This is a genomic window from Halorubrum tebenquichense DSM 14210 (assembly GCF_000337415.1).
Lineage (GTDB): Archaea > Halobacteriota > Halobacteria > Halobacteriales > Haloferacaceae > Halorubrum > Halorubrum tebenquichense.
In genome coordinates, this window is the sequence record NZ_AOJD01000076.1 from 24,344 (window position 1) to 39,018 (window position 14,675).

16 protein-coding genes and 1 pseudogene are annotated in these 14,675 nt (G+C 72.0%); 8 read left to right on the forward strand and 9 right to left on the reverse strand.

Going from position 1 to position 14,675, the window contains the following annotated elements; all coding sequences use genetic code 11:
* Positions 1-175 precede the first annotated feature (175 nt).
* The 3 genes and pseudogenes from C472_RS13950 to C472_RS13960 all read left to right on the forward strand — a co-directional run.
* Positions 176-628: pseudogene (locus tag C472_RS13950) on the forward strand (A/G-specific adenine glycosylase); the annotation flags it as partial.
* Positions 629-701: 73 nt separating this feature from the next.
* A complete protein-coding gene (locus C472_RS13955; RefSeq protein ID WP_006630495.1) occupies positions 702-1,100 on the forward strand; it encodes a DUF5778 family protein in 399 nt (132 codons plus the stop codon).
* 34 nt (positions 1,101-1,134) lie between these two features.
* Positions 1,135-1,758, forward strand: coding sequence for an alpha/beta hydrolase (locus tag C472_RS13960; protein ID WP_006630496.1), 624 nt, complete (start codon positions 1,135-1,137; stop codon positions 1,756-1,758).
* Between the two features lie 6 nt (positions 1,759-1,764).
* Here C472_RS13960 and C472_RS13965 read toward each other — a convergent pair whose 3' ends face one another.
* The 7 genes from C472_RS13965 to C472_RS13995 form a co-directional block, all read right to left on the reverse strand.
* Positions 1,765-2,304, reverse strand: a complete 540-nt coding sequence (locus C472_RS13965) for a hypothetical protein (protein WP_006630497.1) — start codon at positions 2,302-2,304, stop codon at positions 1,765-1,767.
* Between the two features lie 5 nt (positions 2,305-2,309).
* Positions 2,310-2,639 (reverse strand): transcription factor S, encoded by a 330-nt coding sequence (locus C472_RS13970; RefSeq protein WP_006630498.1) that lies wholly within the window; start codon positions 2,637-2,639, stop codon positions 2,310-2,312.
* Positions 2,640-2,997: 358 nt separating this feature from the next.
* On the reverse strand, positions 2,998-4,086 hold the full coding sequence (locus C472_RS13975) for a putative sulfate/molybdate transporter (RefSeq protein ID WP_006630499.1): 1,089 nt from the start codon (positions 4,084-4,086) through the stop codon (positions 2,998-3,000).
* A gap of 105 nt (positions 4,087-4,191) precedes the next feature.
* Complete coding sequence (locus C472_RS13980) at positions 4,192-4,827, reverse strand: hypothetical protein (RefSeq protein WP_006630500.1); 636 nt, start codon at positions 4,825-4,827, stop codon at positions 4,192-4,194.
* The gene (locus C472_RS13985; protein ID WP_006630501.1) at positions 4,824-5,798 is read right to left on the reverse strand and encodes a hypothetical protein; all 975 of its coding nucleotides are present in this window, start codon (positions 5,796-5,798) and stop codon (positions 4,824-4,826) included. Before C472_RS13985 ends, C472_RS13980 begins: the two co-directional genes overlap by 4 nt.
* Before the next feature lie 129 nt (positions 5,799-5,927).
* Positions 5,928-6,764 (reverse strand): RAD55 family ATPase, encoded by an 837-nt coding sequence (locus C472_RS13990; RefSeq protein WP_006630502.1) that lies wholly within the window; start codon positions 6,762-6,764, stop codon positions 5,928-5,930.
* A gap of 3 nt (positions 6,765-6,767) precedes the next feature.
* Complete coding sequence (locus C472_RS13995) at positions 6,768-7,913, reverse strand: beta-ribofuranosylaminobenzene 5'-phosphate synthase family protein (protein WP_006630503.1); 1,146 nt, start codon at positions 7,911-7,913, stop codon at positions 6,768-6,770.
* Positions 7,914-8,046: 133 nt separating this feature from the next.
* Between C472_RS13995 and hemC the strand changes: the two genes are divergently transcribed.
* The 4 genes from hemC to C472_RS14015 all read left to right on the forward strand — a co-directional run bounded on the left by hemC (position 8,047) and on the right by C472_RS14015 (position 11,530).
* A complete protein-coding gene (gene hemC / locus C472_RS14000; protein WP_006630504.1) occupies positions 8,047-9,189 on the forward strand; it encodes a hydroxymethylbilane synthase in 1,143 nt (380 codons plus the stop codon).
* Positions 9,182-10,117, forward strand: coding sequence for a uroporphyrinogen-III C-methyltransferase (gene cobA, locus C472_RS14005; protein WP_006630505.1), 936 nt, complete (start codon positions 9,182-9,184; stop codon positions 10,115-10,117). The genes hemC and cobA overlap by 8 nt, the downstream gene beginning before the upstream one ends.
* Positions 10,114-10,884, forward strand: a complete 771-nt coding sequence (locus C472_RS14010) for a uroporphyrinogen-III synthase (RefSeq protein WP_006630506.1) — start codon at positions 10,114-10,116, stop codon at positions 10,882-10,884. Before cobA ends, C472_RS14010 begins: the two co-directional genes overlap by 4 nt.
* Positions 10,885-11,125: 241 nt before the next feature.
* Positions 11,126-11,530 (forward strand): hypothetical protein, encoded by a 405-nt coding sequence (locus C472_RS14015; protein WP_006630507.1) that lies wholly within the window; start codon positions 11,126-11,128, stop codon positions 11,528-11,530.
* Between the two features lie 53 nt (positions 11,531-11,583).
* On the opposite strand, the gene C472_RS14020 is transcribed toward C472_RS14015, so the two are convergent.
* Positions 11,584-12,912: a 5'-deoxyadenosine deaminase gene (locus tag C472_RS14020; protein WP_006630508.1), complete on the reverse strand. Its 1,329-nt coding sequence runs from the start codon at positions 12,910-12,912 to the stop codon at positions 11,584-11,586.
* A 648-nt stretch (positions 12,913-13,560) separates the two neighbouring features.
* Positions 13,561-14,061, reverse strand: coding sequence for a CBS domain-containing protein (locus C472_RS14025; protein WP_006630509.1), 501 nt, complete (start codon positions 14,059-14,061; stop codon positions 13,561-13,563).
* A 99-nt stretch (positions 14,062-14,160) separates the two neighbouring features.
* Here C472_RS14025 and C472_RS14030 point away from each other — a divergent pair, with 99 nt between their 5' ends.
* Positions 14,161-14,655 (forward strand): metal-dependent hydrolase, encoded by a 495-nt coding sequence (locus tag C472_RS14030; protein WP_006630510.1) that lies wholly within the window; start codon positions 14,161-14,163, stop codon positions 14,653-14,655.
* Positions 14,656-14,675: the final 20 nt, after the last annotated feature.

The window sequence follows — 14,675 nt, forward strand, 5'->3', positions numbered from 1 at the left end:
GCTCTTCTAATGAGCGGAGTTGTTCTTGGAAGGTCATCGTTGGAGCCTCCAGATGGGCCTACTCTAACTGAGGCGGTTCTCGCGTAAGAACCTTTCCCGGCTGCCGAAGATCGGGTTTGAGATATCAAAACGGCCGAATAGACAGTTCACGTTCACTCTGACTGGGAACCGTTCTTACCGCGCGTTCGACGTGCCGGACGACGACGACGCGTTCGAGCGGGTCGCCTCGGAACTCATGCCGGCGGGCGAGTCCCGCGTCTGGAACAACGCGATCATGGAACTCGGGGGCGTCGCCTGCGGGAAGTCGCCCCGCTGCGACGAGGCGGGCTGCCCGTGGCGCGAGCGGTGTCACGCCTACCAGACCGGCGACTTCACCGCGCCGGACGTGCCCGAGCAGCCGAGCTTCGAGGGGAGCCGCCGGCAGTTCCGCGGGCGGATCGTGCGGCTGCTCGGCGAGCGCGACGAGATGGAACTGGATGCGCTCGGCCACCGGATCCGGGTCGACTACGCCCCAGACGGGGAACACGGGCGAGAGTGGCTGAGCGGGCTCGTCGACGACCTCGCGGAGGACGGACTGGTCGAGACCGAGACGGCGGACGGGGGAGTCGTCGTCTCGCTGCGTCGCTGAGAGGGTCGGATCCGGGGCTCGGTCCGCCGGGAGAACCGTCACCCGTTTATTACGGGAGCCGGAAGGGAGAGCCATGAGCGAGACCGTCGATTCGGACCTGTACACCCGTACGAAGGCCCTCCTGGAACCGGGCGACATCGAGCTGCTGGGCTGTATCGTCCACACGACCCTCGACGGCCAGCAGGACCTGGAGATGCACGAGCTGACGGTCGCCGCCAACGAGGTCATCGCCGACCACGCGGGGAAAGGCGAGACGTACATCGAGGCGGGCAACGACGACACGGACTTCTCGTCGAACCAGTTCCAGGGGCTCACTCTCGACGACGAGGCGTTCGTCTGGGAGTGTCAACAGCTGTTGCGCGACGGCGCGTTCGACATCGTGTTCTACTACGAGGCGACCGTCGATCAGGAGGCGCTCGCGGCCGACCTCGCGGCTCTCGACGACGTCGACCGCGTGACGCAGGTGCCCTGAGCGACCCCGAACGAGATCCGACGCCACCGCATCCGTGAGCGACACCGTCCTGATCCCCGGCGGCCGCGACGTGCGCGCCACCCTCGACACCGCCGCGAGCGACGGCTCCCGCGCCGACGCGGTCGTCGTCGCCTGCCCGCCCCATCCCCAGCAGCGCGGCCACCGCGGCGACGAGCGGCTGGTGGCCGCGAGCGACGCCCTGACCGACCGCGGGGTCGACTGCCTCCGGTTCGACTACGGCGACTGGGACGAGGGGTACGGCGAGAGCACCGACGCGGACGCGGCGGTCGGCTGGGCGGCCGAGCGCTACGACCGCGTCGGGCTGTTCGGCTTCTCGTTCGGCGGGACAGTCGCGCTCGTCACGGCCGCGTCTCGCCCCGGCCTCGCTGGCGTCTGCGCGCTCGCGCCGACAGCACGGCTGAATCCCGACGTCGACGCGGTCGCCGCGCTCGACGATCTCGCCGAGCTTGGCGTGCCGGTCCGGGTCCTCTACGCGACGCGCGACTCGACCGCCGACTGGGAGCCCGTCGTCGAGCGCGCGGGGGAACTGGGGATCGAGACGGAGGGGTTCGAGTCGGACCACTTCTTCGTCGGGCGGGCGGGGCGCGTTGGGGAGGCCGTCGCGGCGTTCCTCGCGCCGCGGCTGCGGGACGCCTGAGAGCGTTCACCGCAGGTCGTCGATCAGTTCGGCGGCCATCCGCTCGCCGCGGGCGGGGTCGTACCCCTCCATCCGGAGGTGCGCGAGCGGTGCCACGTACGGGTTCCGCTCCCAGTGGGCCCACACCTCCGTCGAGCCGTCGGGGGCGGGAAAGAGGCGAACGTGGACCTGCCAGTCGCCGGTGAGTCCCTCGGGCCGGTGGACGAAGCTGCCGACCTCGTGGACAGTTTCGCCGTCGCGGTCGTACGCGTGGAAGTACGCCCGGACGAGCTCGGAGAATCCCTGCTCGGGGAGTCGCTCGCGAGTCTCGGCCGGCGTCGTCGGCAGCGTCCCCGCGAACTCGTCGTCCGGCGGCGGGAGCACCTGAACGTGGTCGGGAGCGCCCTCGTCGGGCAGCAGCGCGAGCAGCCTGCCGAGCGCGAGCCGCGCCCGCCAGAACCCGAGCGCGCGACCGACGAGGAAGGCGGCGGGGAGCGTCGCCGCGAGGACGGCGAGGGCGCGCAGCGTGCGCGGCCACCGGCGAGCCGGTCGCTCGGATGCCGCCATCGCGGTCAGTTGTATCCCCGCCAGCGGTGGCCGCACTCCTTGCATTTAAAGAAGCGCGTCGGCGGCTCGTCGGCCGCGCCGGTCTGTTTGATCGTGTACCACGCCTCGCCGTGGCCGCACTCGTCGCAGACGACGTCGTTCGCGGTGGGTTTCCCCTCGAAGTTCGCGCCCTCCTCCGTCTCGATGACCTCCTCGCCGGTCTGTTCGGTGGTCGACTCGAACTCGGCGGCGAGCCCTTCGTCGCGCTCGGCGGTGCCGCCGCAGTCGTCGTTCTGACACACCATCTCCCCGTCGCGAGAGACCATCATCGAGCCGCAGTCGTCACAGAACTGCATATACTGAGGAGACACGGGGGCGAGCGGTTTAGGTCCGATGGCTGGCGGAGACTTCTGACGGCGGGACATCGGAGTAACTGTGCCGACCGTCGAAGCCCCAGTCGCTCGGCGATACGCAGGCATCGACTTGAACACGACCGCCGAAGCCCCAGCCGCGAGGACTCGATGCGCTCGCTGTGGTCCTCAGTCGCTCACTCCGTTCGCTCNCCTTCGATTCCCACCCCGCCCCGCACCTCACACCTCCCCAGCCTCCTCGGCGGTCCTCCGCTTCGCTTCGGACCGCCGACTCCCTCGCGCGGCGCTCCTCGCGGCCGCCGAGGGCGGCCGCTCGGAGGCGCGCGCCACCGCAGGGACTCGGTTATGCCATGCGTTCCCACGCGAAGTGGACGACGATGCCGGCGACGAACGCGACGCCGAGGTTCGTCGCTATCGCGAGCAGCCCGATCCCGACCGAGAGGGCGCGGTTCCCGGAGTCGGTGACGTTCCGGGCCAGCGAGACGGCGACGATGGCGAGCAGCGCGCCGAGCATCGCCAGCGGGAAGGCGGCGACCAGCGCGGGCGTGGCGAACAGGGCGGCGACGAGGTAGCCGACACCCAGCACGACGTTCGCGCCGCCGGTGCGCGCGCCGAACGCGTACTTGCCGGCCACGCCGTCGCAGCCGTGACACATCGGGATCCCGCCCAGCGGCACGGCGATCAGGTTCGTGATCCCCATGCTCGTCGACAGCTCGTCCGGCGTCACCTCGGCGTCCAGCAGGTCGGCGAAGAGGAGCGAGGTCGCGAGCGCGGCGTTCCCGATGGTCATCGCCAGCTGCGCGACCGCGCCGTCGAGGGTGGCGCGCGTGAGCGCCTCGCCGAACGCGGGCGTCGGGGGCGCGCCGGGCAGGCGGGGGGTCGGCACGCCGGCGACGACGAGCGCGGTCGCGACGCCGACGAGCGCGACGGCCAGCGCGCTCGCCTTCCCGCGGCCCGCGAGCGCGAGCGCGGCGGCGACCGCGACGCCGACGAGCGCCACCGCCGGGTCCTCGACCGCGAGTCCGATCCCCGTCTCCAGGAGGACGAGCCCGACCGCGAACTGGACCCCGCGGATCACCGGCTCGCCGATCCACCGCTCGACGTACGCGAGCGTCCCCGTGAGCCCGATCGCGAGCAGCAGGACCCCGAGGACCAGCCCCGCGAGCGCGAGTTCGGCGTAGGTCAGCGCGCCGGCGATGGCGAGCGCGGCCAGCGCCTTCATCGGCTCGACCGACACCGGCAGGCCGTACCGGACCCCCCAGACGACCTGGAAGACGCCGAACGCGACCAGCGCGTGCGGCAGCGACACGTCCGTCAGGAGCGCCAGCGCGACGACGAGCGGGATGACGGTAATCGAATCCCCTATCGCGCCGGTGACGGCCCCGGATCCGAACGCGACGGACCGACGCGCCTTCGAAGCGGATGCTGTCACGTGATATCCGCTCTATCGGGCGGACGTGCTTGAACGTGTTCAGAAATCGGGCGGGGTCACTCGGCGGTCTCGAAGAAACCGATTTAGATTACTCCGGCGCGCGGACTACTCCCCGTCGAAGGCGGGGTCGTCCGCGTCGATCATCGGACAGTTCCGGACCCGGAACCGGGAGAAGTCGACCGACTCGACGATCTCGGTCCCCTCGTGGGTACACGCCGTCTCCGGCGGTTCGGAGAAGTGCGGACACTGCTGGCAGTAGCTCCGCTTGTCGATCACGCGCTCGTCGCCGGCCGCCGCGCCCCTCGGTCCCGGACCGCCGGACTGCGTCGCCGCGTCTCCGGCCTCGCCGCCGCCCGCGACCCCGGCGTCGAACTCGGCTGCGCCGCCCCCGACCGAGGTCTCCTCGTCGAGCGCGTCCCACACGTCCTCCTCGCCGACGTCGCCGACGTCCATCGACTCGAAGGGATCCCCCTCGCCGGCCGCGTCCCCGGAGTCCGCGTCCAGTTCGGCGAACGGGTCGTCCGCCGGCGCACCCGGTTCCGGGTCCGCGTCCGAGTCTACATTCGCGCGCGAGGACGCGTCGGATCCCCCGTCGTCGACGCCCTCGTCGCCGAGCGCCGCGAAGGGGTCGTCGGGGTCGTCGAGGTGCTCGTCGTCGAGGGAACCGTCCGCGAAGGGGTCGCGGTCGGAGCGGTCCCCGCCGTCGCCCTCGGAGTCGTCGTCCGAGCGGTCGCCGCTCATCGGCGGTCCCCGTCGGGTCCGCCGTCGCTCGCGGCGGCGTTCGTCCCGTCGGCCGATCGACTCGCCCCGTCGCGGTCGCCGTCCGCGACGTCGCCGTCGATGGCGGGCCGGTCACCGACGAGGAGCCGCGACGTGCCGAGGAAGCCGGTGTTCGGCTCCAGGTCCTCGAACCGACGCCCGCAGTGGGGGCACTCCGGCGTCGACAGCAGACCGAGTTCCACGCCCCCGCCACAGCGGTCGCAGTCGGCGGTCCGCACGCCGTGCCGGTTCGCCGTCCGCGTCAGCGCGTCCAGCCGCTCGCGGTCGGCGCGGTCGCGCTCGGCGGCGTCGAGCCGGCGTTTGACCTTGACGACCGCGTTCGCGACCCGGGAGAGCTTGTCGTCGATATCGGACAGGTCGTCGGCGGAGATGCCGGCCACCTCGGACTCGATGCTCGCCACGCGCTCGTCGAGGTCGTCGGTGCGAGCGTCGACCCCGGTGATCCGTTCGTCGACGCGGTCGTCGAGGGCGTCGATCCGCTCGCGGAGGGCGTCCAGTTCGTCGAGCCGCTGGTCGAGGGCGTCGAGCCGGTCGGCGAGGTCGTCGACCCGCTCCGAGGAGGCGGAGTCGGCGATCGCCGCGTCGAAGCGATCCAGCCGGGCGGCGGTCGCCTCCAGTTCGTCGGCGAGTTCGTCGAGTCGGTCCGCGTCCGCCGCGTCCCCGTCTGCGTCGCCCTCCCCGGCTTCGAGCGACTCCACCTCCCGGTAGAGGTCGACGAACCGCTCGCGGAGGTCGGCGACCTTCTCGTCGAGGTCCGCGTCGAGGTCGTCGAGGCGCGCCTCCAGCGCCGCCACCTCCTCGGCGTCCGGGACGTCGATCCCCTCGGACTCCGCGAGGGCGACGAGCGCGCGCTTGAGGAGCTCCTCGCGGCTCACGCCGGCGTCCTCCGCAGCGGCGTCAAGGGCGGCGGCCGCCGTATCGGGGTCGCTCATCGCGGGTCCTCCGTCATCTACGTGCCGTTGCGCCGCGAGGCTTAAGTAACCTGCCGCGGCGTTCTCCCGATCGATACTCGGCGTGGGGAGCGAGAGGACGGTTCGGATCGGCCGACGGAGCGGCGTTCGCTACCGGATCTTGCGCACGTCGCTGATGTCGAACCCGCCCTCGTGGATCTCGGTCTCGAAGCGGACGATGTTCTCGGCCTCCAGCCGGGAGAGCACGCCGCGGAACTCGCGGACGAACATGGTCCGGGCGCGCTGGGAGCCGCCGCTCTCCCACGAGAACTGGAGGGTGCCGCCGGCGGCGTCCATCAGCGTGCCGAACTCGCGGTCGCGGAGCGCGTCGGTGTTCACCAACACGAGGACCAGGGCGTCCCACTCGTAGGCCGCCTTCTTCAGTCCCTTCATCACCATCGCCACGTCGCTCCAGTCGGTGTCGTCGGAGACCATCGAGACGAGGTCCGTGACGGAGTCGATACAGACGAGGCTCCCCTGCCCGTGTTCGGAGAGGTAGTCGCCGAACGCGGTGAGCACGTCCTCGTACTCGCCGCGGTCGCCGAGTTCGGTGATCGACGCCGTCGCCGTCTCATACCAGTCTCGCGGCACCGGCGACAGCTGGAAGTACTCGGGCGAGAGGTCGCGGAACTCGATCTCCGAGACCGCCGCGTCGACGATCTCGTCGGCCATCGTGTATCCCATCTCCCGGGTGATCGCGCCGGTGTCGGCCGTGAAGGAGATGTAGTGGACGGACTCGGGGACGGACGCGTCCGCGTCGATGTCCCCGTAGTACAGGTCGAACAGCTCCTCGTCGGCGCGCGCTAAGGCGTTCATCGCCGCGCTGGTGTACGCGAACTCCCGAGCGCCGGCCCCCGCTTCGCCCGCGAGCAGGACGACGCTCCCCGGGGGTGCGCCGCCGCCGAGGATGGAGTCGAGACGCGCGACCCCGAACGGAAGACGTGCCATGGCTTACGCCCCGTCGCCGCGGGGCTTAGTGTTACCCCTCTCCGAGTCGGTCGATCGCGGATCCGCCCCGTTCCCGTCGGCGATCCGTGCGCCGTCGTCGTCGGCCCTCGCGCCGTCCTCGGCGAGCCGCGCGCCCTCGTTCGTCGCTCGGACCACCGACACCGCTCCCCCGACGCCGGCCTCGCCGAGCGCGCGCTCGCCGGCTTCGGCCGCGGCGTCGGCGTGGGCCGCGTCGGTGACGCCGTACACCGTCGGTCCCCACGAGGACTGGCCCGCGCCGAACACCGCCGAGGCTTCCGACAGCGACGCGACGACCTCGCCCACCGGCGGCCGGTAGACGCCGCCCTGCTCGTCGGCGTACCACGCGCCGTTGAGCCGGCCGATCTCGGCGACCGCCGCGCCGAACGCCTCCGCGTTCCCCGTCGCGATCGACGGGAGGACGCGCCGGGTGACGATCCCGCCGATCCGGTCGGCGATCGCCGGCTCCGCGCGCTCGACCGCGGTCCGCATCGCGTCGTCCTCGACCGCCCCGCTCCGGCCGGCGTCCGCGTCCGGCTCGACGAGGAGGAACCGCCAGTCGTCGGGGACGGCGTGGCGGGCCGCCACCGGCGGGACGGTCCACTCGCCGTCCGCCGGGCGGTCGGTGGTGAAGCGCGCGGTCGGGTGGCCGGCGTCGAGAACGAACCCGCCCTCCTCGAACGTCGCGACGCCGACGCCGGAGCGCCCGCCGCGGCCGAACGCCGGAGCGCGCTCGCGCACCCGGGCCGGCTCGCCGTGGGCGGTCGCGACCGCCGCGAGCGTCGCCGCAGCCAGCCGCGTCCCGCTGCCGAGCCCGGCGTGTCGCGGGAGCGACTCGCGGACCGCGACCCGCGCGCCGGCGACGCCGAGCAGGTCGGTCGCCGCGGTCGCGTACCCGCGGACGTCCTCGCGCACGGCGCTGGCGGACTCGCGCACGGGGCGGGGGGACTCGGGCGACTCCTCGGCCGTCGACGCTTCGACCGTCACGTCGACCCCCGAGCCGGGCTCCGCGTCGACGACGACCCGCGGCTCCGCGAGTCCGACGCCGAGCGCGCCGTACAGCCGCTCGTGCGAGAGGCTGAGGTTACAGAAGCCGAAGTGGAGCCGCGCCCCGACGCTCGCGCGTGCCATCTCGTCCCGACGTTAGGGGCGGACTGATAAAGGGGTCGTGACCGTGGCGGGAGTTGCCACGGAATTCCCGTGAGGCCGACACTGAGGCGGCCGAACTGGTGCGCTTTTGAACGCGGGGGACCTCACTTCGCGTATGACCGAAACGCTCAGGCTCGCGACCCGCGGGTCGGATCTCGCCCTCCGACAGGCCGAGACCGTCCGCGAGGCGCTGTCGAGCCGTCGCCGCGACGTCGAACTCCGGCAGGTGGAGACGCGCGGCGACCAGATCCCCGACGAACTGATCCACCGCCTCGGGAAGACGGGGGCGTTCGTGCGCGCCCTCGACGAGGAGGTGCTCGCCGGCGACGCCGACCTCGCCGTCCACTCGCTGAAGGACCTTCCGACCGAGGAGATGGAGGACTTAGTCGTCGCGGCCGTCCCCGAGCGCGCCCCCTCGGGCGACGTGGTCGTCACCCCCGACGGACTCGGCATCGAGGACCTCCCCTCGGGGGCCGTCGTCGGCACCGGTTCGCTCCGCCGCGGCGCGCAGATCCGGGCGGCCCGGCCGGACCTCACCGTCGAACCGATCCGCGGCAACGTCGACACCCGACTGGAGAAACTGCTCGCGCCGGGCCTCCAGGCGGAACACGAGCGGCGACTGATCGCCGCCGGAGAGATCGCCGCGGAGACGGCGGAGGGCGAGGAGTCCGGGGGCGACGCGGACGAGGGCGACGGAGACGAGGACGGCGAGGAGTTCGACGAGAGCGTCGAGGAGTGGTTCGACTCGCTGTCGGACCTCGAACGCGCCGCGATGGAGCGGAAGGTCGAGACCGAGTACGACGCGCTCGTCCTCGCCGAGGCCGGCCTCCGTCGCTCGAATCTCTTCTACGAGGTCGAGACGACGCGGCTCCCGCGCGAGGAGTTCGTCCCCGCGGCGGGACAGGGCGCGATCGCGGTCACCGCGAGCGACCCCGACGTGATCGAGGCGGTCCGCGAGGCGGTCGATCACCCGCGGACCCGCGTGGCCGTGACCGTCGAGCGGACGATCCTCGGCGAACTCAACGGCGGCTGCGTCGCGCCGATCGGCGTCTCCGCGCTCGTCAAGGGCGAGCACGTCCACGTCCGGGCGCGGATCCTCTCGACGGACGGGACCGAGGAGGTGGTCGACACCCGCGACCTCCCGATCCGCTCGCACGCGGCGGCCGCCGCGGAGTTCGCCGCCGACCTCGCGGACCGCGGCGCGGACGACCTGATCGCCGAGGCGCGCGAGGAGGCGGGGGCGGAGAGCGATGAGTGAGGGCGACGACGGCACCGGGACCGGGCCGAGGGCCGGCGGCGACGAGCCGCCGACCCGCGGCCGCGAGGACGCGGTCGGCACAGTCTTCCTCGTCGGGTCCGGCCCGGGCGACCCGGACCTGCTGACGGTGAAGGCGAAGCGGCTGATCGAGTCGGCCGACGTGGTCCTCCACGACAAGCTCCCCGGCCCGGAGATCCTCGGCGAGATCCCCGAGGCGAAACGCGAGGACGTGGGGAAACGCGCCGGCGGCGAGTGGACGCCCCAGGAGTACACGAACCGGCGCATGGTCGAACTGGCCGAGGCGGGGAACCGCGTCGTCCGGCTGAAGGGCGGCGACCCGTTCGTCTTCGGCCGCGGCGGCGAGGAGGCGGAGCACCTCGCCGAGGCCGGGATCCCCTTCGAGGTCGTCCCCGGCGTCACCTCCGCTATCGCCGGGCCGGCGGTCGCCGGGATCCCGGTGACCCACCGCGACCACGCCTCGTCGGTCTCGTTCGTCACGGGCCACGAGGACCCGACGAAAGAGGAGTCCGCCGTGGACTGGGACGCGCTCGCGGCGACCGGCGGGACCATCGTCGTGCTGATGGGCGTCGGCAAGCTGCCGGCGTACACCGCCGAACTCCGCGACGCCGGCCTCGACGGCGACACGCCGGTCGCCCTCGTCGAGCGCGCCACCTGGCCCGACATGCGGGTCGCGGCCGGCACGCTCGACACCATCGTCGAGGCCCGAGACGAGGCGGGGATCGAGCCGCCCGCGATCACCGTGATCGGCGACGTGGCCGCGACCCGCGACCGCGTCGTGACCTTCCTCGAAAACGCCGGCTCCGCGCCGGTCCGGTCGGCGAGCGAGGACGACGCCCCGGCGGAGGAAAGCGCTTCGACGGAGGGCGACGGAGACGACGCGCCGACCGGCGGAGGTGACGAGACGTGAGCGACGACGGGGACCGGGGGCCGCGTGTGGCGGTCTTCCGCCCGGACGACGAGCGGATCGAGACGGCGGTCGAACTGCTCCGGTCGCTCGGCGCGGACCCGGTCGCGGACCCGATGCTCGAAGTCGAGCCGACGGGGGCCGTCCCGGAGGGCGCGCCGCTCGTCGTCCTCACGAGCAAGACCGGCGTCGAACTGGCCGCCGAGGCGGGCTGGGAGCCGGGCGACGCCGACCTCGCGGCCATCGGGCCGGCGACCGCGGCGGCCGCCCGCGAGGCGGGCTGGACCGTCGACGTGGTCCCCGAGGAGTACACCTCGGCCGGCCTCGTCGCGGCGCTCGAACCGCGCGTCGCGGGCGGGCGCGTCGTCGTCGCCCGCTCCGACCACGGGAGCGACGTGCTGCTCGACGGGCTCCGCGAGGCCGGCGCTGACGTGACCGAAACCGTGCTGTACCGGCTCTCTCGACCGGGGGACGCGGGCGACTCGGCGACGGCGGCGGCAGCTGGGGACCTCGACGCTGTCGCGTTCACCTCCTCGCTGACGGTCGAGAACTTCCTCGCGGCGGCCGCCGACCGCGGCGTCGGCGACGAGGCGCGCGCCGGGCTGGCGGACGCGGTCGTCGGCGCGATCGGTCCCCCGACCGCCGAGGCGGCCGCCGAGAACGGCGTCGAAGTCGACGTGGTCCCCGACGAGGCGTCCTTCGAGGCGCTCGCGACCGCGGTCGTCGACGCCCTCGACGGCCAGAGCGGGGGGGACGCCGACCGACGGTAGCCCCGTTCGCCCGTCGGGGTCGGTCCGGTCGACGTACCGCGGAGGCGACACGTCTGCGAGCCGACCGTCGGTTCCGAATCTCTCGGGCGAAAACGTGACCCGGCGGGCTCGTGGACGGTCGCGGGAGAACCCGTATTAAGGGGGTTTTCGGCGCAGTTCGCGGAGCCGACGTGTCCGCCTCGGTATCAGTAGTGATATTCTAAGCCGCAGTTTTATAATCAGGAGTGTGATATCGGAGGGCATGGAACCGAGCGAGCGCTGGCTGCTGCGGGTCGAGGACGGCGTCCTCGTGGTCGAGTTCCCTCACGGGACTGGACTGAGCCCCGCGGACGGCGAGGCGCTGCTCGATCGGTGGCGAGACGTAGCGACTCCCAGCGCGGTCGAGGCCGTCGTGATCGTCGTGCGGACGAGCCGGGCGTGTTCGGACGCCGGGCGGCGGGCGCTCCGCGAGTCGGCGCAGATCGCGGTCGCCCGCGGCGTCGACCGCTTCGCCGTCGTCGGCGAGCGCTCGAAGCGGCAGTTCCTCAAGCGGACGATAGACGTCGAGGACGTCGAGGTCGAGGCGTTCAACGACCCGTCGGCCGCGGCGACGTGGGCGTCGCCCCCCGACTCCGATTCGTCGCTGACCATCGAACCGACGCTGTGAACGCGCCGCGTCCCGCCTTCACCCGCCGTCTTTGCCGATCCGACTGAGTCGACTCAGACGGGTGCGTCCGTCTCGATCCCGGCCCTCTCGACGACGCGTTCCGCCTGCCGAGCGGCGCGCTCGCGGACCGCGGCGGCGTTGACGCCGACGTGCTCGCCGTCGGCGTAGCGGACCTCGCCGTCGACCATCGTGAAGACCACGTCGTCGCCGTGGGCGGCGTACACCAGATGCGAGAGCGGGTCGTGGAGCGGCGTCGCCCGGGTCAGATCGGTCGTGATCCCGATCAGGTCGGCGCGCTGGCCCTCCCGGAGAGTCCCGAGGCGGTCGAAGCCGGCCGCGCGAGCGCCGCCCGCCGTCGCCATCTCCAGCACGGTCGCGGCCGGGAGCCGCGTGGGGTCGCGGGCGTCGACCTTCCCGAGGAGGCTCGCCTGCCGCATCTCGGTGAAGGGGTCGAGCGTGTTGTTACACGGCGGGCCGTCGTTGCCGAGCGCGACCGTGATCTCCCGGTCGAGGTAGTCCTGGACCGGCGCGATCCCCGAGGCGAGCTTCATGTTCGAGGAGGGGCAGTGGGTGACGACCGTGTCCGTCTCGGCGAGCACCTCGCGCTCGCGCTCGTCCGTGTGGACGCAGTGCGCGAGCGTCACGTCCGGACCGGTCAGCCCGACCTCGTCGAGCCAGAGCACGTTCCGCTTCCCCGTGTCGGCCTCCACCGTCTCGATCTCGTCCTCGTTCTCGCTGGCGTGGGTGTGGATCGTCACGCCGTCGTACCGGTCGGCCAGTTCGCGGCAGCCGCGCAGGCACGCCTCCGTACAGGTGACGGCGAACCGCGGCGTGACCGCGTACCGAACGCGGCCGTCCGCCGCGCCGTGGTACTCCCGGATGAGGGCCTCGCTCTCGGCGAGCGCCGCGTCGGTCTCCTCCAAGAGGCCGTCGGGCGAGTCGCGGTCCATCAGCACCTTCCCGAGCCGCGCCCGGATCCCGGTGTCGATCGCGGCCTCGAACGCCTCCGCGGCGTGGTTCACCGAGAGGTGGTCGACGACGGTCGTCGTCCCCGATTCGAGACACTCCAGGTAGCCCAGCTCCGCGGCGGCCCGCGTCGCCTCGGCGTCCATCGCGGCCTCCATCGGCAACACGGCGTCGAACAGCCAGTCCAGCAGCGCGGCGTCGTCGGCGATCCCGCGGCCCAGCGACTGGACGGAGTGGACGTGGCCGCCGACCAGCCCCGGCGCGACGATGTCGAACTCGCGGCGCTCGTGGTCGGGGTAGCGCTCGCGGAGGGCGGTCTCGTCGCCGACCGCGGCGATCGTTTCCCCCTCGACGACGACAGCGCCGTCGGGGACGACGGTCTCCGAGTCGGCGACGACTGTTCCGGCTATCAGCATATCCGTCCGTTCCTGTCGGTCGGTGTATAAGAGGCTGTCCGTTCGACGGCCGACCGCTGAACCGCGTCTCGACCACGGATCGGGACGAGATCCATACCGTGGGCGGTGGCGCGTGCCTGCGAGCGGTCGCCCTCGGCGACCGCGAGTCAGCACGCGCGAGGGAGTCGCTGGCCCCGGAGCGAAGCGGAGGGTGCCAGCGACGAGGCTGGGGAGGTGTGAGGTGCGGTCGCTGTGCGGTGCCGGGTGGGATTCGAAGGGGCAGTCGCGAGGACGAAGACGCGCGACGCAAGGACCGCAAGGAGCGAACGGAGTGAGCGACTGAGGACCACAGCGAGCGCATCGAGTCCTCGCGACTGGGGCTTCGGCGGTCGTGTTCCAGTCGATGACCGCGCATCGAGTCCTCGCGACTGGGGCTTCGGCGGTCGTGTTCCAGTCGATGACCGCGTATCGCCGAGCGACTGGGGCTTCGGCGGTATCCGTGCCGATCGGTCATTTATAAACAAGAACGCGATCGTATCGCCGAGCGACTGGGGCTTCGGAGGTGATCAGCACCGCTCCGCAGACATATATTTATAAATGAGCGGCCGTAGTCGCCAGCGTCCCACAGTCGAACGCTTATAAAATCCTACCGTGACAAACGGACTCCGTTTATTCCAGTCGCTTGTCGCGGAACGCGCGTATCACGTCCTGTCGCGCGATGATACCGACGATCCGTCCCTCGTCGTCGACCACGGGGACGCGGTTGATGTCGGGGTCGTCTCCGACGAGGAGGTCCAGCACGGCGTCGACGCTCGCGTCGGGCGTCACCGTCGCCACGTCCGCGCTCATCACCTCGGAGATCGGGCGGTCGGCGTTGCGGACCATGTCGACGCCCAGGTCGAGGTCGGCCCATGGCCGCTTCACCTGATACGAGAGGGTGTCCACGAACGGCGGGAGTCCGATGGGGATCCACAGCGTCTCGTCTTCGGGTTCGAACAGGTCCACGAGGTCGGACTCGGTGATCACGCCGACCACCCGCTCGTCGTCGTCGACGACGGGGAACCCGCTGAACTCGTACCGGGCGAACCGCTTGAACACCTCGGCGACGTCGTCGTCCGGCGACACCGTCTTCACGTCCGATTCCATCAGGTCGCGGGCGGTCAGCGTCATAGCGGACGGTCACGGCGGGAGGCCGTAGGCGTTTCGCCCGGAGGGACACGACGGGAATCCGACGTAACGGACTTACGCAGCGGCAACACAGTCGATCGTATGTACCGAAACGGCCACATCGGGGCGTCGCTCGTCGTCTACGCGCCGTTCGGGTTCCTCGTCGCCGCGCTCGTCTCGATCGAGGCCGGGGCGGTCGGCGCGCTCGCCGTGGCGTCGACGGCGATGGTGCCCGACCTCGACGTGCGCGTCCCGTTCGTGAAACACCGGGGGATCACGCACACCGTCTGGTTCGCGCTGCTCGCCGGGGCCGCGTTCGGGCTCGTCGGGGGAGCGCTCGGGTTCCAGACCGGCGTCGCGACCGCCCTCCTGTTCGGCGGCGTCGGCTTCCTGTTCGGCGCGGGAACGATCGTCTCGCACCTCCTCGCCGACGCGCTCACGCCGATGGGGATCCGGCCGTACGCGCCCGTGCGAGACACCGAGTACACGCTCGACCTGTTCACGGCCGCGAACCCGGTCGCGAACTACGCGCTCCTCGCGCTGGGCGGCGTCGCCGTCACGGTCGCGCTCGTCGCCGGCGACGCGGTTCCGGTGTGAGAGTCGTCGATGAAGAAGAG